Here is an 18,664-nt window from a genome sequence, read left to right as displayed (position 1 = left end):
AAGAGGCCGGGCGTCAAAACCCGGCCTCTTTTGATTTCGTGGGGAGAATGAAGGCGTGAGCAAGAGGCTTGAAGGGCGTGCCGCTGTCGTCACCGGCGGCGCGGACGGTATCGGACAGGGCATCGCCCGCCGCTTTGCGGTAGAAGGCGCCAGCGTGATCGTGGCCGATTACGATGCTGAACGTGGCCCGGCCGTGGCCGAAGAACTGCAAGCGCTGGGAGCAAAGGCCACCTTCATCCGCTGCGATGTCACGTCGCGCGAAGATGTTTTCGGCGCGGTCGATCTGTGCGTGCAGCAGTTCGGTTCGGTCGATATCCTCGTCAACAACGCCTATCGCGGCGAAGGCCCGGTGCGGATAGAGCGCAAGACTGACGAGCGTTTCGACGATGCCCTGAAGATGTGCCTTTTTGCCACGAAATGGGCAATGGAGCGCACCCTGCCGCATATGAAAGCGCGCGGGTGGGGGAGGATCATCAACATGGCCTCGCTCAACGGGGTCAACGCCCACATGGGCAGCGCGGATTACAACGCAGCCAAGGAAGCCGTCCGCGCCTATTCGCGCACAGCCGCGCGGGAATGGGCACCATACGGTATTTGCGTGAACGTGATCTGCCCTGCCGCCATTTCAGCTGCCTATCGCCGCTTTGCAGAAGTGGCCCCCGATGTTGCAGCCGCCACCGCCGCTGCAAACCCGATGGGCCGCATGGGCGATCCTGAAACCGACATCGGCGGCGTCGCGCTGTTTCTGGCCAGCGATGACGCCCGCTATCTCACTGGAAACACCCTGTTCGTGGATGGGGGCGGGCACATCAACGGTGTTCCGTGGGTGCCAGATTTCGGGCCGGATGAATAATGTTGGGAAAATACATAATTGATAATATTAGATAAAATTGATTTACCCCGGCGAAGGCCAGGGGCCATCCCTCAGAACAACCGCGATTGCCCCCCGTCAACCATCAGCGTCTGGCCGGTGATATAACCCGCCGCATCGCTGGCAAGGAACACCGCAGCCGCCCCGATATCGGTTTCGCAATCGCCGATGCGTCGCAGCGGAACCTTGGATATCTGCCCCGCATAGGCATCGGGAAAGTGCTGCCGCCACATCTCCACCCCCGGCGAATTGGCAAACGGGCAGATGATGTTCACGCGGATGCCCGATGGCCCCCATTCCACCGCAGCAGTCTTTGACAAGGACCGGATCGCTTCCTTGGCCGCGCCATAGGATGCCTGCGTCATCATCCCTTCGATGCCCGCGCCACTGCCGAAATTGATGATCGATCCCTTGTTTTGTACCAGATGCGGGTGCGCCGCCTGCATCAGCAGGAACGTGGCCCAGAACCCGGTGCCGAACGCCAGATCCATCGCCTCGGTCGTGGTATCCATCAGCAGCAGTTGCTGCGAAGCCTGCGCGGCGTTGACCAGGGTATCGAGCCTGCCGAACCGGCGCACCGCCTCATCGACGATGCCGGGCAGCGCGGCCCGGTCCATCAGGTCAACCGCCATGAACGCCACGTCGCCAAATGCGCCAAGCTCCTTGGCCGTCGCTTCTCCCAGATCCGCCTCGCGGTCCACGATCAGGACTTTCGCCCCGGCTTTGACAAAGGCTGTCGCCACCCCTTTGGCCACGCCGCGCGCACCTCCGGTGACGATGGCAACTTTTCCCGCGAGTTGCATGTGAGACTCTCCCGTTTTTATGGAATGCGATATTCTATGGGGATAAAAATCGTCATATGAAAGCGATAAATACGATTATAATATGCTTATGCGTAATTTAGATCGCGTAATTATCTGCGAATGTGGATCGTTCAGGCTAATGGCGCATCGCCCCAGATGATCGCTGCATCGCCGCTATGCGTTTGCCAAAGTGCATCGCGCCGGACGATGCGCCAGCCTTCCGCGCGCAAGGCCCACTGATCGACATATTCGCCATTGCTGTCGAACACCGCGCCGCCATGATCGCTGGCGCGCTGGTGGCGGGCCTGAACATAGGCCCGGCTGGTCGCGCTTGCGCCGTCCGCTGACACGTCGATCGATATGCTGCCGATCAGGTGCTGGCTTGGCCCGCACACATCAAGGAAGCGGCGCATGTTGGCCACCAGCGCCGACATTCCGGCCTGTTCGCCCATGCCGTAATCGAACGTGACGTCGTCGGCAAAAACATCGCCCAACTGGTCCCAGTGCTTCCCATCCAGCACGCGGGCAAAGCGGGCAAGGCCTTCGCGCACTGTCCTCTCGACCAGCAGTTCGTCCAGCATACGGGCCTGGGCGGCAAATGCGGCAGTGTCGTCAATCGCCTTGGTCATGTTACACCTTTTTGCAAATCCGGCCCGATATGGCCTTGGGAATCCTTGAAAATTCTCGCCATCCTGAACGGCACCTAAAAGCACCTAAAAGCACCGAACCGCATCTACGATGCACCACGCGGTCGAAATCGGGCCATGAAGCGGCGCCGGAAACCGGCCCGACGCACCACTTCTGCCATGGCGTTGCGGGCCAGCCGCCATACAGCCGCTTGAAAGCGCATATTTCGGCATTTTGCGTAACATGTTATCTAATAAATTACGGGTTATGCAAACATATTGCCATATGCCACGGAAAATCATATGGCTTTGGCAAGAAAGGAATACGCGAATGCGTTTCCACCCCCAGGAGAGGACATCATGAGAGATCTGCTTGCCGCCACGGCCCTGACCACGCTTGCCGCTTTCGCGTCACCCGCGCTTGCGCAAGATGCCGCGCAGGATGGGGGTAACGATTCGGGAATCGGCGAAATCGTCGTAACCGCGCAGAAGAGGTCGGAAAATATTCAGAACGTGCCCATCGCCATTTCTGCGCTGGGCAGTCAGTACCTTGAATCGCGCGGTATCACGTCGATCGACAATCTGGGCACGCTGGCCCCGAACGTGAAGTTCGAACGCGCGCCTTCCAGCAAGACGATTTCGCAGATCGCCATTCGCGGGTCGGTGACGATCAACCCGGCAATCACTTGGGAACCGGCGGTTGGACTTTATCTGAACGGCGTTTACATCGCCAAGGCGCAAGGGTCGATTTTTGACGTTGCCGATCTTGAGCGGGTGGAAATTCTGCGCGGGCCGCAGGGCACGCTTTACGGGCGCAATGCGTTGGCGGGTGCGGTCAACCTTATCCCCAAGGCGCCAAGCGGCGAAGCCGGTGGGCGGGCCGAAGTCAGTTATGGCAATTACAACGAACTGCGCCTGAAGGGCGTGGTCGATCTGCCGCGCATGGGCATCTTTTCGGCCAAGGTTTCCGGCCAGTACGTGCGCCGCGACGGGCTGGTGGATATCGTGCCGAACCCGGTTGCGGGCGTTGTGACCGCGCTGCCCAATGCGGTCAGCGAAACCGACACCGTGCGCAGCGGCAGCGTGATGGTGCAGATCCGCGCCGAACTTTCGGACGCGATTACCGCCGATTACACTTATGATTACAGCCGGCAGAACCAGACCCCACCGTTTGCGCAATTGCTGCGCGTAAACCGCAATGGCGATCCGCGCGATATCTTCGATCCCAATTCGCCCAGCTATCCCTTTGCGGGCGCAGTCTTTCCGCTGGACCGCTATACCAATCCGGATCGCGCAACGACGGCTTCGATCAACGAAGCGGTTTACGAAAAGTCACGCAGTTATGGCCATGCGCTGACGCTGGCGGCTGATCTTGGCGATGCGACGCTGAAATCGATCACCGCCTACCGCGATCTGGCATGGTCGGACGGGCTGGATCTTGACGGTTCGCCAACGCCGGTGGCCTTCACCCAGCGCATTACCGATTACTGGGCGTTCAGCCAGGAACTGCAACTGACCGGGCAGACCCTTTCGGACACGCTGAAATACGTGGTCGGCGCGTTCTATTTCAAGGAACGGGCGGAAACCAGCAATCCGCAGACCTACTTTGGCGGCGGCACCGATCTGGTATCGGACTATGGTTCGCGGACCGAGGCTTTCGCGCTTTATGCGCAGGCCGATTATAACGTCACCGATGCGTTCAAGCTGACGCTGGGTGCGCGTTACACGCATGAAAAGAAGGACATTCGCCGCTTCTTCAAGGTCAACTTCGATGCGCAGAACGGGGTGTTTGCGCCGACCGTGATTGCCGACCTGCCTTATGGCACGTTCCCCGATGCCAAATACAACGACTTCTCGCCCGCGATTACAGCGAGTTACGAAGTCAATTCCGACGTCAACGTCTATGCCCGCTTTGCACGCGGGTTCAAATCGGGCGGGTTCAACGGCGAAACCAACGTGTTCTTCGATCCTAACGCACCCGCCGGTTGCCCATCGGGCGCGACCGAGCTGTGCCAGCCCTATCGCCCGGAAAAGGTCGATAGCTACGAACTGGGGCTGAAGACCAAGATGCTGGGCGGAAAGGTGATTTTCAACGTCGCCGCATTCCGTGACGAGCACAAGGACATGCAGCTTTCGATCTTTACCGCAACGTCTGGCGCAGCATCGATCGTGCGCAATGCCGCCGGTGCGCGCATTCAGGGGCTGGAGTTTGAAACGGTGATCCGTCCGGTTGACGGGGTGACGCTGAACGGGTCGTTGGCGCTGCTGGATTCCAAGTACAAACGGTTCATCGAATTCGACGCGACGGCCAACAACGGGGCCGGTGCCAATGTCGATGTTTCGAACAACCGCGCGTTCCCCCATGCGCCCAAGGTTACGGCATCGGGCGGGTTCGACGTGCGCGTGGCGCGCGGTGACTGGGGCCGGTTCAACCTTTATGGCGATGTGAGCTATGTTTCGAGCTACTACACGTTCCCTTATGCGCTGAGCGTTGCCACGGCGTCTGACCAGAGCGCTGCAAACACCAAGTCGAAGGGCCGGACCGTGGTGAACCTGCGCGCTGCCGTGGCCGAAGTGCCGCTGGGTGGTGGCACCGCCGAAATCGCGCTGTGGGTGCGCAATCTGACCAAGGAAAGCGATCCTTCGAACTTTATCGACTTCGGTCCGGGGTTCGGCGGGCTGACGCTGGGCTATTTCCCCGATCCGCGTATGTACGGGCTAACCGTGGGAATGCGTTTCTGAACAGCAAGTGATTGAGAACGTATAGAAAAAACCGTCACCCTGAGCTTGTCACCGAGGCCATTTCCCTTCCAAAAACGCCAGTTTTGACTGGAAGATGGACCCCGGATCAAGTCCGGGGTGACGAAACAAGAGTGATGGTGCCGAACTGAATCATCGCAAAGCCGGGAGAGAAAACAATGCTGTTCGAAGGGAAAAAGGGCCTGATTACAGGCGCGGCATCCGGCATTGGCCGCGCCACGGCGATCAGGTTTGCTGCCGAAGGTGCGAGGCTTACCATCGGTGACCGCAATCTGGCAGGGCTTGAAGAAACCGCCGCGATGATGGCGATCAAGCCGGTGGTGCAGGCCTATGACGCGACGGACTATGCTTCGTGCCGGGCGCTGGTGGATGTGGCGGCGCGCGATGGGCTGGATATCCTGTGCAATATTGCCGGCCTGCTGAAATGGGGACCATCGGAGACGTTTTCTGTCGAAGACTTCGACCTGCTGATGACGGTGAACGCATCGAGCGTGTTCGTGATCTGCCAGGCGGCAATCCCGCATCTGCTGAAGACCAGGGGCGTGATCGTGAACACCGCTTCGACCGCGGCTTTGCAGGGGCAGCCCTACAACATCGGCTATTCGGCATCGAAGCACGCGGTGGCGGCAATCACCAAGGGGCTGGCCATTGAATATGCCGCGGCGGGCCTTCGGGTGAACGCGATCTGCCCCGGCCATGTGGTGACGCCGATGACCCAGAACACCGCGCCACCAGAAGGCGTGGACTGGGCGCTGATGATGCGCAACGCGCCCAAGCTGCTCGACGGATCGTGCGAGCCTGAAGACATTGCCGAGATGTTCGCGTTCCTTGCCAGCGACAAGGCGCGCAAGGCGACCGGAGCACTGTTTACCGTGGACGGGGGCCAGTTGGCGGGCTGACGGCCCGAACCATTTGCAAAAGGATAGTGCGATGACCGAACCCGGCAGCGAAGTGGGCCATCTGGACCATGTGTGGCGCAATTTCTGCGCGCAACTGGCAGAAGCGGGCGAGGTGCTGGCGCGGCCTTCCAGCCCGACCCATGCGCTCGATCAGGCGGAGGGATTGCGCTATCTTAGCCGATTGGCACGCACTGCGCTGAACATGCTGGTGGACAGTGCGGACCCCGATTTTCCGCGCCTGTTCATGCTGTGCGATGACAAGATCAAGATCGGGGCGGACAACCCGGACAATATCTATCAGCAATGCGTGGTGCGCGGCGATCAGGAATATCGCATCACCGGAAAGCGCAATTCGGTCCCCTATTTCTCCATCGGCAGCAAGGCCAACCGCTATGCCATTGATGGGACGATGGCATCGACGGGCGAGATCGAATTTGCCGACATGGTGTTCGGCCCGGATGGCTCGTTTGAAATCCACGTGAGCAAGGAGCGCAAGCCCGGAAACGGATCAGGTAACTGGCTGCCGCTGGCCGAGGATTCGACGCTGCTGATCGTGCGGCAGACCTTTGACGACAAGGCGACGCAAATGGCCGCCGATATCACGGTGGAGCGCGTGGGGGCGGGGCCTGCGGTGCCTGAGCTGTTGACGCCCGACGTGATCGAGCGGCAATTGCTGGCAGCGGCGGCGTGGACGCGCGGCACGGCCAATACGTTTGCCAACTGGTCTGAATGGTTCAAGTCCCATCCCAACCAGTTCTATGACGCGCCGCAGGAGATATTCTGGAAGGCGGGCGGCGATCCCAATATCTGGTACGGCCATTTCTATTACGATCTGCAACCGGGCGAAGCGCTGGTGATCGAAACGCCGATCCCGCAATGCCGCATGTGGAACCTGCAGATCGACAACTGGTGGATGGAATCGCTCGACCATGTTCACCAGAAGGTGTGGGTCAACAATTCGATGGCCCGATATGAGGCGGACGGCAGCGTGATGGTGGTTTGCGCCGACGCCGATCCGGGTTTCGGGCATTGGGTGGACCTTGCCGGGCACCGGTCTGGCACAGGCCTGTGGCGCTGGTTCAATGCCGCTGAACCGGTTGCGCCGAAGATGCGGGTGGTACGGCTCTGAGCGTAGTTCTTGCACCTGGCCAGCCCTTGCGCGATGAGGCGCAGGCATGGCGCGGAAGAAACGATATCTGACAGCAACGATGCCCGATGGTTATGTGAAGACCATCGGGCCGACTGCCGATGCCTTTACGCATTACTGGCGGATCGTAGCCGAGCTGGAGAACGGCAAGACCGAAGTGTTCTGGGGGCACGCACGGTCATTGGCCGAAGCCAAGCGCAAGCGCGCACCGGCGGACGACGCGGCCCGCCAGCGCGGATGGAAGCGCTTTGTCTTCGAGATTGCCGAACTGGAGGAAACCCCGGCCTGACCGGGAGTTTTTACGAATCCCAGCTAATCAGGTTGCTGATATCGGTGCGTTCTTCGGGCTTGCGACCGGTGGTGGCGAGGCGTTGCACGCTGAGGCGGCCGCCGGTCTGGCTGAACTTGTTCAGCACTTCGATCACGCGGTCGTAATAGGTGCTTTCGATGCGCCAGACCCCGCCTTCACGGCGGTAGGTGTCGGTATAAATTGCGGTGCCGAAGGTGTGATCGTCCTTTTCGACGTCGATGAACACGTCCTGCAGATACCAGATGCCGGTAGCGGTATTGTCACCGGTGATGGTGATTTCGGGCATGATGCCGATGTGCATGGCCGCCGCGCCCGAATGGAACGAGTTGGCGAGAAATTCGAGCATGGCCGCGCGGCCCTTGAGCGAGACCTTGTAGGTTCCGCCATTGTAGGTGCAGGCGACGTTTTCGCTAAACACATCGGCCAAGAGGGCCTGATCGGCGGTGTCGATGCCGCGGAAATAGCGGTGCTTGAGCACCTTGATTTCCTCGATATCGGAAAGCTGTTGCAGGGTGAAAGGCATTGCGGATCAGGCTTTCTGTTCTTGGGCGTAGAGTTCTTCGGCACGGGCTTTGAGCGCGCGGGCGGAATCATCGAAGGCCCGTTTTACCCACGGCCCGGCAAAGCGGAAGACGTGGATGCCGTTGGCGCCAAGGAAGGCGTCGGTGCTGAAATAGCGGCAGGATGCAGGGCCGGTCGGCTCGATTACCTGGTCGCGGCGGGCGGGGTAGGGCCAGGCGTCGCTATGGACCATTTCCCATGACAGCAGGCGTTCGGGATCATTGGCGCAGATATATTCACAATTGGGCACGATGCTGCCCGGAACGGCGTAGTTCATCAACTTCATGTTGACCGCCGCGCCCATTTCCAGCGTGGATTCCGCCTTTACGCAAAACGGGTTCCATTCGTTGTAGCGCGGCATATCGGTGAGCACCTGCCACACCACGCGAGCGGGCGCGGCGATATCCACCGTGTCGCTGACGGTGATGGCATCGGGATCAAGCCCCGATACCGGATCATCGGTGAGCGTGGGGTGGCTGTTCATCCAGTCGAGCAGCATGGCAGGCTTCCTTATGCTGCGACCCAATCGCCGCCGTTGACGTCGAGCATCGCGCCGGTCACTTCCGAGGCGTAGTCCGACAGCAGGAAGTAGACCGCCTTGGCGCAATCGGCATCGGGCGGGATGTGGCCCACAGGGATTTCGCTGGCGCGCTGGGTGCGGAAGGCTTCGGCACCTTCGCCAAGGCCTTGGATAAAGCTTTCGAGCGGTGCACCCATCATCCAGCCCATCAGCGCGGTGTTGACGCGGATGCCAGTGCCCGCAAACTCCACCGCGAGGTGGCGGGTCATGTGGTTGAGCGCGCCCTTGGCCATACCATAGCCGCCTTCGCCGGGCATGGGCTTGCGCGTGCAAAGCGTGGAGATGTTGACGATGGAGCCTGCGCCCTGCGCCTTCATCGTGGGGTAGACCGCCATTGCCATGCGCAACGCGCCTGCTGCGCCAACGTCGAACGCCTGCAAGACCTGATCCACATCATGTTCGATCAGCGGACCCCAATCGGGGTGGTAATAGGCGGAATTTACAAGGCCATCGATCCGGCCCCATTTGTCCACGGCGGCCTGTGCGGCGGCCTTGCACTGGTCCATGTTGGTCACATCGAGCAGGACGGCGATGGCTTCACCGCCAGCGGCGACGATTTCGTGCGCCACTTCCTCGATCGCCGCTTTCGAGCGGGCGGTGACGACGACTTTTGCGCCTTCGCGCGCGGCACCGCGACAGGCAGCCTGCCCCATGCCGGGGCCTGCGCCTGTGACGATGACGACCTTGTTCTTCAGGATCATCCGTTTTCTCCCGGTGTGGCTGGACTTTTGTCCGTTGGCCTGTGGTGGTTGAGGGTTTCAGCCCTCGCGTTGCTTGATGATGTCCAAGGCCACGTCGACGATCATGTCTTCCTGCCCGCCGACCATCTTGCGGCGGCCCAGTTCGACAAGGATCGTGCGGGTGTCGATGCCATAGGTTTCGGCGGCTTTTTCAGCATGGCGCAGGAAGCTGGAGTATACCCCGGCATAGCCGAGCGCGAGCGTTTCGCGGTCAACGCGGACGGGGCGATCCTGCATGGGGCGCACGATGTCTTCGGCGGCATCCATCAGCATGTTCACGTCGCAGCCGTGGTTCCAGCCCTTGCGGTCGGCAGCGGCGATGAACACTTCCAGCGGCGCATTGCCTGCGCCCGCGCCCATGCCGGTAAGGCTGGCGTCGATGCGCATTGCGCCGCATTGGGCCGCGACGATGGAGTTGGCCACGCCTAGCGAGAGGTTGTGATGGGCGTGGATGCCGCGCTGCGTTTCGGGCTTCAACACGCGGTCATAGGCTTCAAGGCGTGCCTTGACGCCATCCATGTCGAGCGCGCCGCCGCTGTCGGTGACATAGACGCATTGCGCACCATAGCTTTCCATCAACAGGGCCTGCTTTGCGAGCAGTTCCGGTTCGATCATGTGGCTCATCATCAGGAAGCCCGATACGTCCATGCCCAGATCGCGGGCGATCCCGATGTGCTGTCTGGAAACGTCAGCTTCGGTGCAGTGCGTGGCGACGCGGACCGAGCGGACGCCGATATCATAAGCGCGCCTGAGTTCTTCCACCGTGCCGACGCCGGGCAGGATCAGCGTGGTCAGCACGCATTTGTCGAGTACTTCGGCAACAGCTTCGAGCCATTCCCAATCGGTGTGCGCGCCAAAGCCATAGTTGAAGCTGGCGCCGGACAGGCCATCGCCGTGCGCCACTTCGATGGCGTCAACGCCTGCCTTGTCGATGGCCGAGGCAATCGCCTTGACCTGATCGATGCCATACATGTGGCGGATGGCGTGCATGCCATCGCGCAGGGTGACGTCCTGGATATAGAGCTTGTCGCCGGCATCGACGTTGAATGTGGCGGTCATTATGCGCTCTCCTTCGCCATGCGGCGCGCAGCCAGCAGTTCGCCGGTAGCCTTGGCGGCGGCGGTCATGATGTCGAGGTTGCCCGAATAGCTGGGCAGGTAATCGCCTGCGCCTTCGACTTCGAGCATAATCATGGATTTGACACCGCTGAATTCGCCTTGGCCCGGAATCTTCAGCTTGTTGTTGTCGCCAAAGCGTTCGAACTGGACTTCCTGCTTGAGGCGATAGCCCGGCACATATTTCTGCACTTGCGCCACCATGTCCTTTACAGACTGGCGGATCGCGTCTTCGTCTGCGCCTTCGGACAGGGTGAACACCGTATCGCGCATAATCATCGGTGGTTCGGCGGGGTTGAGGATGATGATCGCCTTGCCGCGCGTGGCCCCGCCGACTTCTTCAATGGCGCGGGCGGTGGTGCGGGTGAATTCATCGATATTGGCGCGGGTGCCGGGGCCTGCTGAGCGGGATGAGACGGACGCCACGATTTCGGCATAGTGGACTTTGCCCACTCGGGCGACGGCGGCGACCATCGGGATCGTCGCCTGACCGCCGCAAGTGACCATGTTGACATTGGACGCGCCAAGGTTGGCTTCCATGTTGACCGGCGGCACGATGAACGGGCCTATGGCGGCGGGCGTCAGGTCCACCACCTGAATGCCATCGGCGCGCAGCGCTTCGTCATGGACCTTGTGGGCATAGGCGCTGGTCGCGTCGAACGCGATGCCGATGTCCTTGTAGAGCGGATGGGCGCGCAGGCCTTCCAGCCCTTCGTGCGTGGTGGCGATGCCGTGCGCGCGCGCCATGGCGAGGCCTTCGGACTTTTCATCGATACCGACGACGATGGCCAGTTCCATGTTCTGCGGATATTTTATCATCTTCATCATCAGGTCTGTGCCGATATTGCCCGAACCGATGATTGCGGCCTTTATGCGTGCCATTGCCGTGGTCCTTAAACGAAGTTTGCAACGCAGGTGCCCAGCGGGCCGTCTGCATTGCTTAAGGTCATTTCGAAACGGTCGCCCTTCACCGCAGGGGCGAGGGGGACAAGGCTGCCGGACAGGATCACATCACCCGCATCGAGCGTGACGCCATAAGCGCCCAGCGTGTTGGCGAGCCATGCCACGGCCTGCGCCGGATCGCCCTGAACGGCATGACCATAGCCTTCGGACAGCGGTGCGCCGTTCTTGGTTACGGCGACGTGCAAGTTGGGAAGGTCGAGACCAGCGGGATCCAGCCGTTCCGTGCCGATGACATAGACGCCGCACGATGCGTTATCCGACACGGTATCGACGATCTGGATTTTCCAGTTGTCGATGCGGCTATCGACGATTTCGAAGCACGGGGCGATGCTTTCGGTCGCGGCCAGAACATCGGCGGCGGTCACACCGGGACCGTTGAGGCTGCTTTTCAGGATGAAGGCGATTTCCGCTTCGGCGCGCGGCGCGATCAGCGCCTTGGCATCGATATCGATATCGCCTTCGACGTGCATCCAGTCGGTCAGGAAGCCGAAATCGGGCTGGTGGACGCCCAGCATGTCCTGCACGGCCTTGCTGGTCACGCCGATCTTCTTGCCCACGACCTTTTCGCCATCGGCCACGCGGCGCGACAGGAAATCGAGGTTGATTGCATAGGCATCGTCAAGGGTGAGCGATGCGTCCTGTTCGATCAGCGGGGCAATGGTCTTGCGGGTGCGCAGTGCATCGTAGAGCGCGGCGCCATAGTGCCCAATCTTCTCGTTTGGGACGTTTTTATCGGCGGGCATTGAGGAACTCGATGGCATAGGCGTTGAATTCAGCCGCGCGTTCGACCTGCACCCAATGGCCGGTGCGGCCAAAGGTTATGCTGCGGACATCGGGACAGTTGTCGAGGAACAGGCGAGAATGCGCTTCGGGGCAGAATTCGTCGTTCAGGCCCCACAGCACGAAGATCGGCTGGGTTATTTCAGGCAGGCGCGGCGAAAGGTCGGGCGTGCGCATCCGCACGATCACGTCCTTGGGCTGGGTGCGGGCCACGGCGAAACGCTCTGCCACCAACTCGTCCGAAATATTGGGCGCAAAGTCCGGGTGGACGAGGTTGGAGACGAGGCGCTTCTGTTCGGCAAGGTTGAAGTCCGGCCCGCCGAAGTTCGACACCATCTTGGCAATGCCAGGCATTACGAAATAGCTTTCGCGCTCTGCCACGCAGCCCGGTGCCATCATCACAAGGTTGCGGGTGAATGCGGGGTGGTCCAGCGTCATCAGCAGGGCAATGCCGCCGCCCAGCGAATTGCCGACCATGCTGGCACTGGAAATGCCATGCGCGATCAGCGCTTCGTAAAGTGTGTCGGTGAACAGTTGCAGCGTGTAATCGATGCCTTCCGGCTTGGACGATGCGCCATAGCCGATCAGATCGGGCAGGATCACGCGGTAACCCGCGTCTACGAAAGCATCGATGTTCTGGCGAAAGTTGGACGCGCCCGATGCACCCGGACCGCTGCCGTGGATGAACACCACGGCAGGCGCAGATGGATCGCCCGCTTCGGCAATGTGGATATCGTAGCCGCCCGCAACGCGGTGGGTGGTGGTGGCAATATCGGCCATCGCAATCGCTCCGCTTAAAGGAAGGTGAAGCCGGGCGCCTGACCGCTCAACGCGCCGACGACATCGCCGGTGCGGTTGGCCGGATCGTTGGCCACATGCGCGCGGCCTGCGTGCAGATCGAGCCATGGCTGAAGGATCGGGCTGGAGGTGTAGATTGCGCGGCCGCCGAGCAGCTTGACCATATCGTCCACCAGATCGGCCATACGGCGCACCACGCTGGCCGAATTGTAGGCATAAAGCGTGCGCTTTTCCATCGGAATGGCCTCGCCCCGGTTGGCATAGCCCATCAGGTCTTCAAACGTGCAGCGCAAGGTCTGCTCCATCTCGGTTACTTCGGCATGGGCGCGGGCGATGGCGGCCATCAGGAACGGATCGTTCTTCGATGCCTTGCCGGTGTTGGTGGAAACGCGGGTTTCGGCAATATCGCGCGCGGCGCTGATTGCCGCGCGCGCGCCGCCGAACGCGGCGGTAGAGACTGAGCGCATGAACACTTGCGCCCACGGCAGGGTGTAAAGCGGGCCGGGATTGGTGGCCTGTCCGGGGTTGGTGCACAGGAAGCCATCGACCGAACGGTGGGTGCGATGTTCGGGCACGAACACATCGTCCACAATCACGTCATGGCTGCCGGTGCCTTGCAGGCCGAAGACGTGCCAGCTGTCGGTATCGATGGTGTAATCGGCGCGGGGCAGCAGGAACGCGCGCATATCGGGCGCGCCGCCGGGTTCGCGCGGCGGCACCAGCGCGCCCAGGACGACCCATTTGCAATGGACCGATCCCGTGGAAAAGCCCCAGCGACCCGATAGGCGGAACCCGCCTTCGACCGGGGTTACCTTACCCACGGGCTGATAGGACGATGATACCAGCGTCGAGGTATCCTCACCCCAGACTTCGGCCTGCGCTTCTTCATGGAACAGCGCGATTTCATAAGGGTGGCAGCCGACCACGCCATACATCCAGCCGGTGGACATGCAGCCTTCGGCCAAGGCCTTCTGCACATCGTAGAACACGTTCGGATGCATTTCATACCCGCCCCAGCGCCGGGGCTGAAGAATGCGGAAAAAGCCAGCTTCCTGCATTTCGGCGATGGATTGCGCCGGAACATCGCGCTCGGCCACACAGGCCTGTGCGCGTTCACGCAACGCGGGGATCATCGCGCGGGCGCGCGCAACCAGTTCATCCCCCTGCGGAATTGAGTCTGCCCGCGACATCGCGACTGCGCTGACCATGTTCCCGATCTCTCCCAAATCACTTGGCGGCTTGCCGACTCACATTTGGCCGGCGTTGCGCTGCATTCGTAATTTACGATGGCATCGGATACGCAAATCGTCAATTAAAAAGCCAAAATACTTTCGATATTGGCGAAATATCTCACTCGACATGGATATAGTGCGTAACCGCCCGCACTGCTGGCGACGCAGAGAGCGCAGCTAACCGAACAGCTTCAACCTTCAAGATGGCTTGCGATTGCCGCATCAGTGAAGCCAACCGCGCGGCAGCAAAACCATACGGCATCGTGCGCCAGTTCATCGGCATTGCCGTCATAGGGTGATCGGGCGGCATCGGTGGTGAGCACGTTGAGCACGGTGCCGACGTGTTCGGTGAACAACGAGGTGTTCCTGACCGAAATTTCGCGCCCGGTGATTTCGCCCGCCTCACGCGCGTTGGCCAGAGCCTGCGTGATGCGATGGTTCATCAGGCGATGGGCGCGGCGATAGACCAGATTGGCAAAATTGGTATCGCCTACAAGGCTGGCCAGCAGCAGGCGAAAGCCTTCCTTGAACTGCGAGGGTGCCGGATCGACCACGATCCTGAAATAGGTGTGAAGGTTGCGGACGAGAGCGCGCCCGGTCAATTCCTGCAAGTTCAGCGTTTCGTAACTCGCGTCCTGTTCGCGGATCACTTCGCGCAGAACGGCACGGTAGAGCGCCACTTTTGACGGAAAGTGGCGATACATCAGTGCTTCGGACACGCCAGAGCGTTTGGCGATATCCTGCGTGCGTGCGGCTTCGTAGCCGCACTGCGCAAAAATTGCGCGAGCGTTGGACAGGATAAGGGCTTTGCGGTCTTTCGCGGCAAGGCGAGTGCGTTTCATCAAGGCAGGAGTTAGGCGCAAACCCCGGCGTTGCGCAAGGTGCTGCACAGAGCCGGGGCGTGCATGATCCCGCGTCATTCGATCAGGCGGTAGCTTCCGGGTTCCGGAGCGCGGGTCGCGTTGAAGAAATCCACGAGCCGCCACGGCCACGACAGGAAGACGCGGCCCTTGGAGTTGTTGTAATAGGAATTGGCGCGCGGGTGGGTCCAGATCATCTCTGGCATCCGTTCATCGACCTTGCGGTTCCACGCATCGAAGGCACTCCGTTCCACTTCGAACGCGCGCGCGCCGGATTCGTTGATCCGGTCCAGCGCTTCGATGATCCAGTTGACCTGCGCTTCGGAAATCAGGTTCTGGCCAGCCGCGTGGTTCGGTGCGCTGTTCGGGCCGACGGTGTGGAAGTAGTTGGGATAGCCCGGCACACACATGCCAAGATAGCTGCGCGGGTCTTCTGCACCCCATTCTTCGCCCAGATCACGTCCGCCCTGGCCCTTTATTACAAGATTGCCGACCATCTTCGACACGTTGAAGCCAGTGGCGCAGATGATCGCATCGCATTCAAAGACCGAACCGTCGGCAGCTTCGATCCCGTTTGGCAGGATGCGGGCAATGCCCTGATGTTCGAGATGGACATTGGGGCGGGCGAGGGCATCGAACCAGCCATTGTCGAGAATGATGCGTTTGGAGAAAATCGGAAAATCAGGCGTCAACTTCTCGATCAGGTCTGGCCGGTCGGCAAAGCGTTGCTGCATGTAGGACAGCGCATACTGGCGCGTCATCTCATTGCCTTCCGATACGGCCTGCATGTTTTCGGCCCAGGCCGGGTCTTTCAGCACGTTGGAAAACAGGCCGTCTGCCGCAGCCCAATAGACGCGGAAGCGGAACCATTCCTTGAAGCTGGGAATATGGGCGAGCGCCCACTTCATACCCTCGCTCACCTCGTGGGCGATTTCGGGGTTGTAGATGACCCAGTGCTTCGTGCGCTGATAAACGGTGAGTTCGGCCACATCGGGCGCGATGGCCCCGCAAAGCTGGGCGGAACTGGCACCGGTGCCGATCACGGCAACGCGCTTGCCCTTTATATCGAGATCAGCGGGATAGGCGGCAGTATGGACGACCGGGCCGCCGAAGTCGGCAAGCCCAGCAATGTCTGGCATCTTCAACCGGTTAACCGGACCATGACCGTTGATAACCGCATTGGCGACAAGCGCTTCGGTGCTGCCATCTGCGTTGCGCACGGTGACGGTCCACATGCAGGATCTTTCGTCCCACACCAGCGATTCCACGGCGGTGTTAAAACGGATATCGCGGCGCATGTCATACTTGTCGGCAACGCCGGTCATGTAGCGCTGCATGTCCGCGCCGTGTGGGTGGTAATGCTGCCAGCCGGGCCAGATTTCCCAACTGAAGCTGTAGAAGTGGCTGGGCGTGTCCACACCCACGCCGGGATAGCGGTTTTCGTACCAGGTGCCGCCGACCTCGGGGTTCTTTTCGATGACCACGAAGTCGTAACCGGCTTCGCGCAGTTTGGTGGCGGCAGCCATGCCGGTCATGCCCGCACCGATCACCAGCACTCTGAAACCCGCCTTGGGGACAGGGCGGTTTGGCAGATTGCTGCGATCGATCCACGGCCGGAAGCCGCACTGGTCATAAACCAGCGCGATGAATTCGTCCTCCACCGTCTCGCCCACCGTGACCGACATGATGCGCTGGACCAGCGCATCGGGTGCTTCCGTGCGGGCAAGTCCTTCGCCCGTGGTCAGCAGGCGGCGCAGCTTCAGGCGCAGTTCGTCGGCCAACGCTTCGGGAATTTCGGTCGGCGGATAGGAGAACGCCGGACGGATATGCGCGGCGAACTTTTCGAGAAAGGTGCTGTCGTGCGAAAGATAGGCGTAAGCCGCCAGCAACGTGGGGACATTGGCTTCTTCCAGCGCGCCAGCAAGCTCTGCCCCATCGACCAGAGGGTTAAAGTCCGTGCGCTCTGCAGCGAGAATCGAAGCCATCAGGGTACCTCCTCGTTAGTTATAAGTGTTCACTTACATTATATGTAATGCGATGGGAAGTGTTCACTTACAATTGTTGACGTAGGCCGCATTATAATCGAACGTAAGGGATCGATTATCCGTTCGGGAGCTGAGTCAGGTGGCAATTTCCACAAAGAAGACCGTTTTTCTGACAGGGGCCACCGGTAACATGGGCCGTGCAACGCTGGCCGAACTTGCCGGCCGGGCCGATCGGTTCAAGGTGCGCGCCTTGGTGCGCCCGGAAGAGCGCGATCATCCCGTGGTAAAACGTTTCGACGGCAATCCCGCGGTCGAATGGCTATGGGGCGACCTGACCAACGCCGATGACGTGCGGCGGGGCGTTGCAGGTGCCGATCAGGTCTTGCACATCGGTGGACTCGTATCGCCCTTGGCAGACCACCACCCTGAATTGACGATGAAGGTCAACGTCGGCGGCGCGCGCAATATCGTCGATGCGATCAAGGCAGCGGGGCAGGCCGAAACGACTGCGCTGGTCTATATCGGCACGGTGGCCCAGACCGGGCATCGCAACGCGCCGGTGCATTGGGGGCGCACGGGCGATCCGATCAAGATCAGCCGTTACGACCAATACGCCGTCAGCAAGACCGAAGCCGAAGCCATCGTTGCGCAAAGCGGGTTGAAGAACTGGGTTTCGCTGCGCCAGACCGGTATTGCGCACCCCGACATCTGGAAGACGTTCGACCCGATCATCTTTCACAACCCGTTCAATGGTGTTTTCGAATGGGTGACCGTGGGCGATTCCGCGCGCCTTGCCGCCAATACGTGCGAAGATACGGTGCCGCAGGCGTTCTGGCGGCAGTTCTACAACATCGGCGGCGGTGAAAAGCTGCGCGTGGTCAACCACGAATTCGCACAGATCACGGCACGAGCGCTGGGGCAGAAGGACGCCTTTGCCAGCTATCGCCCGCACTGGTTCGCCACGCGCAATTTCCACGGGCAGTGGTATGCTGATTCCGACCGGCTGGAAGCGTTGGTGCCGTTTCGGTCGGAAACGCTGGAAGACTGGGCGCGCGACATGGTGGCAGGTATGCCCGTGCTGGTGCGGCTGATTGCACGGCTCTTTCCCGGAGCGGGCCGCGCGCGGATGGAAAAGCTGGCCAAGGGGCCGGGCGGAACGCTCAACTGGCTTGCGGATGACGACAGGGCGCACATCGCCGCCTACTTCGGATCGCGTGAGGCGTGGGAAAAGCTGCCGCGCGATTGGGCCGACTTCGAATTTCGCCAGCCTTCGCGCGAAGTCTCGCTGCTGGACCACGGATACTGTACGGCCAAGGCTGAAAGCGACTGGTCGGCCAGTGATCTTGCGGCGGCAGCCCGGTTTCGTGGCGGCGCCTTCCTCGGCGCTTCGTGCGAGCCGGATGCTCCGGCGCAATTGCGCTGTGCGCTTGGTCATGACTTTACGATGACCCCGCGCCTCTATCTCAAAGGTGGCCATTGGTGCCCGACGTGCATGATCGATCAGACGAGCTATGACGCGAACAAGGCGGACAACCCGTTTTTCGCCCAGGTTTGGCCAGACTGTGATTGAAGCGGTTGCGTGCGGACAGGCGCAATGCGTGGCGTTCACGCCACAGCGCTACGCAAAGGTCGGC

18 protein-coding genes are annotated in these 18,664 nt (G+C 60.8%); 6 read left to right on the top strand and 12 right to left on the bottom strand.

Annotated elements, in window-relative coordinates; translation table 11 throughout:
* Window positions 1-55: 55 nt before the first annotated feature.
* Window positions 56-853, top strand: coding sequence for an SDR family NAD(P)-dependent oxidoreductase (locus OVA07_RS17660; protein ID WP_268173000.1), 798 nt, complete (start codon window positions 56-58; stop codon window positions 851-853).
* 71 nt (window positions 854-924) lie between these two features.
* Here OVA07_RS17660 and OVA07_RS17655 read toward each other — a convergent pair whose 3' ends face one another.
* Both OVA07_RS17655 and OVA07_RS17650 read right to left on the bottom strand, forming a co-directional pair.
* Window positions 925-1,674 (bottom strand): SDR family NAD(P)-dependent oxidoreductase, encoded by a 750-nt coding sequence (locus OVA07_RS17655; protein ID WP_268172999.1) that lies wholly within the window; start codon window positions 1,672-1,674, stop codon window positions 925-927.
* Between the two features lie 131 nt (window positions 1,675-1,805).
* Window positions 1,806-2,303, bottom strand: coding sequence for a nuclear transport factor 2 family protein (locus OVA07_RS17650; RefSeq protein WP_268172998.1), 498 nt, complete (start codon window positions 2,301-2,303; stop codon window positions 1,806-1,808).
* Window positions 2,304-2,660: 357 nt separating this feature from the next.
* Here OVA07_RS17650 and OVA07_RS17645 point away from each other — a divergent pair, with 357 nt between their 5' ends.
* The 4 genes from OVA07_RS17645 (at window position 2,661) to OVA07_RS17630 (ending at window position 7,395) form a co-directional block, all read left to right on the top strand.
* Complete coding sequence (locus OVA07_RS17645; protein ID WP_268172997.1) at window positions 2,661-5,042, top strand: TonB-dependent receptor; 2,382 nt, start codon at window positions 2,661-2,663, stop codon at window positions 5,040-5,042.
* Between the two features lie 176 nt (window positions 5,043-5,218).
* Window positions 5,219-5,959 (top strand): SDR family NAD(P)-dependent oxidoreductase, encoded by a 741-nt coding sequence (locus OVA07_RS17640; protein ID WP_268172996.1) that lies wholly within the window; start codon window positions 5,219-5,221, stop codon window positions 5,957-5,959.
* 31 nt (window positions 5,960-5,990) lie between these two features.
* Window positions 5,991-7,088, top strand: a complete 1,098-nt coding sequence (locus tag OVA07_RS17635) for a DUF1214 domain-containing protein (protein WP_268172995.1) — start codon at window positions 5,991-5,993, stop codon at window positions 7,086-7,088.
* A 46-nt stretch (window positions 7,089-7,134) separates the two neighbouring features.
* Window positions 7,135-7,395 carry a hypothetical protein gene (locus tag OVA07_RS17630; protein WP_268172994.1) on the top strand — a complete coding sequence of 87 codons (261 nt, stop codon included), beginning with the start codon at window positions 7,135-7,137 and terminating at the stop codon, window positions 7,393-7,395.
* 10 nt (window positions 7,396-7,405) lie between these two features.
* Here OVA07_RS17630 and OVA07_RS17625 read toward each other — a convergent pair whose 3' ends face one another.
* The 10 genes from OVA07_RS17625 to OVA07_RS17580 all read right to left on the bottom strand — a co-directional run bounded on the left by OVA07_RS17625 (window position 7,406) and on the right by OVA07_RS17580 (window position 17,030).
* Window positions 7,406-7,939, bottom strand: coding sequence for a nuclear transport factor 2 family protein (locus OVA07_RS17625; RefSeq protein WP_268172993.1), 534 nt, complete (start codon window positions 7,937-7,939; stop codon window positions 7,406-7,408).
* Between the two features lie 6 nt (window positions 7,940-7,945).
* A complete protein-coding gene (locus OVA07_RS17620; RefSeq protein WP_268172992.1) occupies window positions 7,946-8,476 on the bottom strand; it encodes an SRPBCC domain-containing protein in 531 nt (176 codons plus the stop codon).
* Window positions 8,477-8,487: 11 nt separating this feature from the next.
* On the bottom strand, window positions 8,488-9,258 hold the full coding sequence (locus OVA07_RS17615; RefSeq protein ID WP_268172991.1) for an SDR family oxidoreductase: 771 nt from the start codon (window positions 9,256-9,258) through the stop codon (window positions 8,488-8,490).
* A 57-nt stretch (window positions 9,259-9,315) separates the two neighbouring features.
* Window positions 9,316-10,356, bottom strand: a complete 1,041-nt coding sequence (gene dmpG / locus OVA07_RS17610; protein ID WP_268172990.1) for a 4-hydroxy-2-oxovalerate aldolase — start codon at window positions 10,354-10,356, stop codon at window positions 9,316-9,318.
* Window positions 10,356-11,294 carry an acetaldehyde dehydrogenase (acetylating) gene (locus OVA07_RS17605; RefSeq protein WP_268172989.1) on the bottom strand — a complete coding sequence of 313 codons (939 nt, stop codon included), beginning with the start codon at window positions 11,292-11,294 and terminating at the stop codon, window positions 10,356-10,358. The genes dmpG and OVA07_RS17605 overlap by 1 nt, the downstream gene beginning before the upstream one ends.
* Before the next feature lie 11 nt (window positions 11,295-11,305).
* A complete protein-coding gene (locus OVA07_RS17600) occupies window positions 11,306-12,118 on the bottom strand; it encodes a fumarylacetoacetate hydrolase family protein (RefSeq protein ID WP_268172988.1) in 813 nt (270 codons plus the stop codon).
* Window positions 12,105-12,935, bottom strand: coding sequence for an alpha/beta fold hydrolase (locus OVA07_RS17595; RefSeq protein ID WP_268172987.1), 831 nt, complete (start codon window positions 12,933-12,935; stop codon window positions 12,105-12,107). The genes OVA07_RS17600 and OVA07_RS17595 overlap by 14 nt, the downstream gene beginning before the upstream one ends.
* Before the next feature lie 14 nt (window positions 12,936-12,949).
* The gene (locus OVA07_RS17590; RefSeq protein ID WP_268172986.1) at window positions 12,950-14,161 is read right to left on the bottom strand and encodes an acyl-CoA dehydrogenase family protein; all 1,212 of its coding nucleotides are present in this window, start codon (window positions 14,159-14,161) and stop codon (window positions 12,950-12,952) included.
* A gap of 215 nt (window positions 14,162-14,376) precedes the next feature.
* Window positions 14,377-15,027: a TetR/AcrR family transcriptional regulator gene (locus OVA07_RS17585; protein ID WP_268172985.1), complete on the bottom strand. Its 651-nt coding sequence runs from the start codon at window positions 15,025-15,027 to the stop codon at window positions 14,377-14,379.
* A 74-nt stretch (window positions 15,028-15,101) separates the two neighbouring features.
* On the bottom strand, window positions 15,102-17,030 hold the full coding sequence (locus tag OVA07_RS17580; RefSeq protein ID WP_268172984.1) for a flavin-containing monooxygenase: 1,929 nt from the start codon (window positions 17,028-17,030) through the stop codon (window positions 15,102-15,104).
* 139 nt (window positions 17,031-17,169) lie between these two features.
* Here OVA07_RS17580 and OVA07_RS17575 point away from each other — a divergent pair, with 139 nt between their 5' ends.
* Window positions 17,170-18,600, top strand: coding sequence for an NAD-dependent epimerase/dehydratase family protein (locus OVA07_RS17575; RefSeq protein ID WP_268172983.1), 1,431 nt, complete (start codon window positions 17,170-17,172; stop codon window positions 18,598-18,600).
* Window positions 18,601-18,664 lie beyond the last annotated feature (64 nt).

This window comes from Novosphingobium sp. SL115, from assembly GCF_026672515.1.
In the GTDB taxonomy this organism is placed as follows: domain Bacteria; phylum Pseudomonadota; class Alphaproteobacteria; order Sphingomonadales; family Sphingomonadaceae; genus Novosphingobium.
Note: the sequence above shows the minus strand (reverse complement) of the source record. Positions and strands in the feature narration are given on the sequence as shown.

Excerpts from the sequence above, each read along its gene's own strand:
- OVA07_RS17590 (WP_268172986.1), bottom strand. The coding sequence starts at position 14,161 with ATGGTCAGCGCAGTCGCGATGTCGCGGGCAGACTCAATTCCGCAGGGG.
- OVA07_RS17600 (WP_268172988.1), bottom strand. The coding sequence starts at position 12,118 with ATGCCCGCCGATAAAAACGTCCCAAACGAGAAGATTGGGCACTATGGC.
- OVA07_RS17630 (WP_268172994.1), top strand. The coding sequence starts at position 7,135 with ATGGCGCGGAAGAAACGATATCTGACAGCAACGATGCCCGATGGTTAT.
- OVA07_RS17640 (WP_268172996.1), top strand. The coding sequence starts at position 5,219 with ATGCTGTTCGAAGGGAAAAAGGGCCTGATTACAGGCGCGGCATCCGGC.
- dmpG (WP_268172990.1), bottom strand. The coding sequence starts at position 10,356 with ATGACCGCCACATTCAACGTCGATGCCGGCGACAAGCTCTATATCCAG.
- OVA07_RS17615 (WP_268172991.1), bottom strand. The coding sequence starts at position 9,258 with ATGATCCTGAAGAACAAGGTCGTCATCGTCACAGGCGCAGGCCCCGGC.
- OVA07_RS17595 (WP_268172987.1), bottom strand. The coding sequence starts at position 12,935 with ATGGCCGATATTGCCACCACCACCCACCGCGTTGCGGGCGGCTACGAT.
- OVA07_RS17625 (WP_268172993.1), bottom strand. The coding sequence starts at position 7,939 with ATGCCTTTCACCCTGCAACAGCTTTCCGATATCGAGGAAATCAAGGTG.
- OVA07_RS17650 (WP_268172998.1), bottom strand. The coding sequence starts at position 2,303 with ATGACCAAGGCGATTGACGACACTGCCGCATTTGCCGCCCAGGCCCGT.
- OVA07_RS17605 (WP_268172989.1), bottom strand. The coding sequence starts at position 11,294 with ATGGCACGCATAAAGGCCGCAATCATCGGTTCGGGCAATATCGGCACA.
- OVA07_RS17580 (WP_268172984.1), bottom strand. The coding sequence starts at position 17,030 with ATGGCTTCGATTCTCGCTGCAGAGCGCACGGACTTTAACCCTCTGGTC.
- OVA07_RS17655 (WP_268172999.1), bottom strand. The coding sequence starts at position 1,674 with ATGCAACTCGCGGGAAAAGTTGCCATCGTCACCGGAGGTGCGCGCGGC.
- OVA07_RS17585 (WP_268172985.1), bottom strand. The coding sequence starts at position 15,027 with ATGAAACGCACTCGCCTTGCCGCGAAAGACCGCAAAGCCCTTATCCTG.
- OVA07_RS17620 (WP_268172992.1), bottom strand. The coding sequence starts at position 8,476 with ATGCTGCTCGACTGGATGAACAGCCACCCCACGCTCACCGATGATCCG.
- OVA07_RS17635 (WP_268172995.1), top strand. The coding sequence starts at position 5,991 with ATGACCGAACCCGGCAGCGAAGTGGGCCATCTGGACCATGTGTGGCGC.
- OVA07_RS17645 (WP_268172997.1), top strand. The coding sequence starts at position 2,661 with ATGAGAGATCTGCTTGCCGCCACGGCCCTGACCACGCTTGCCGCTTTC.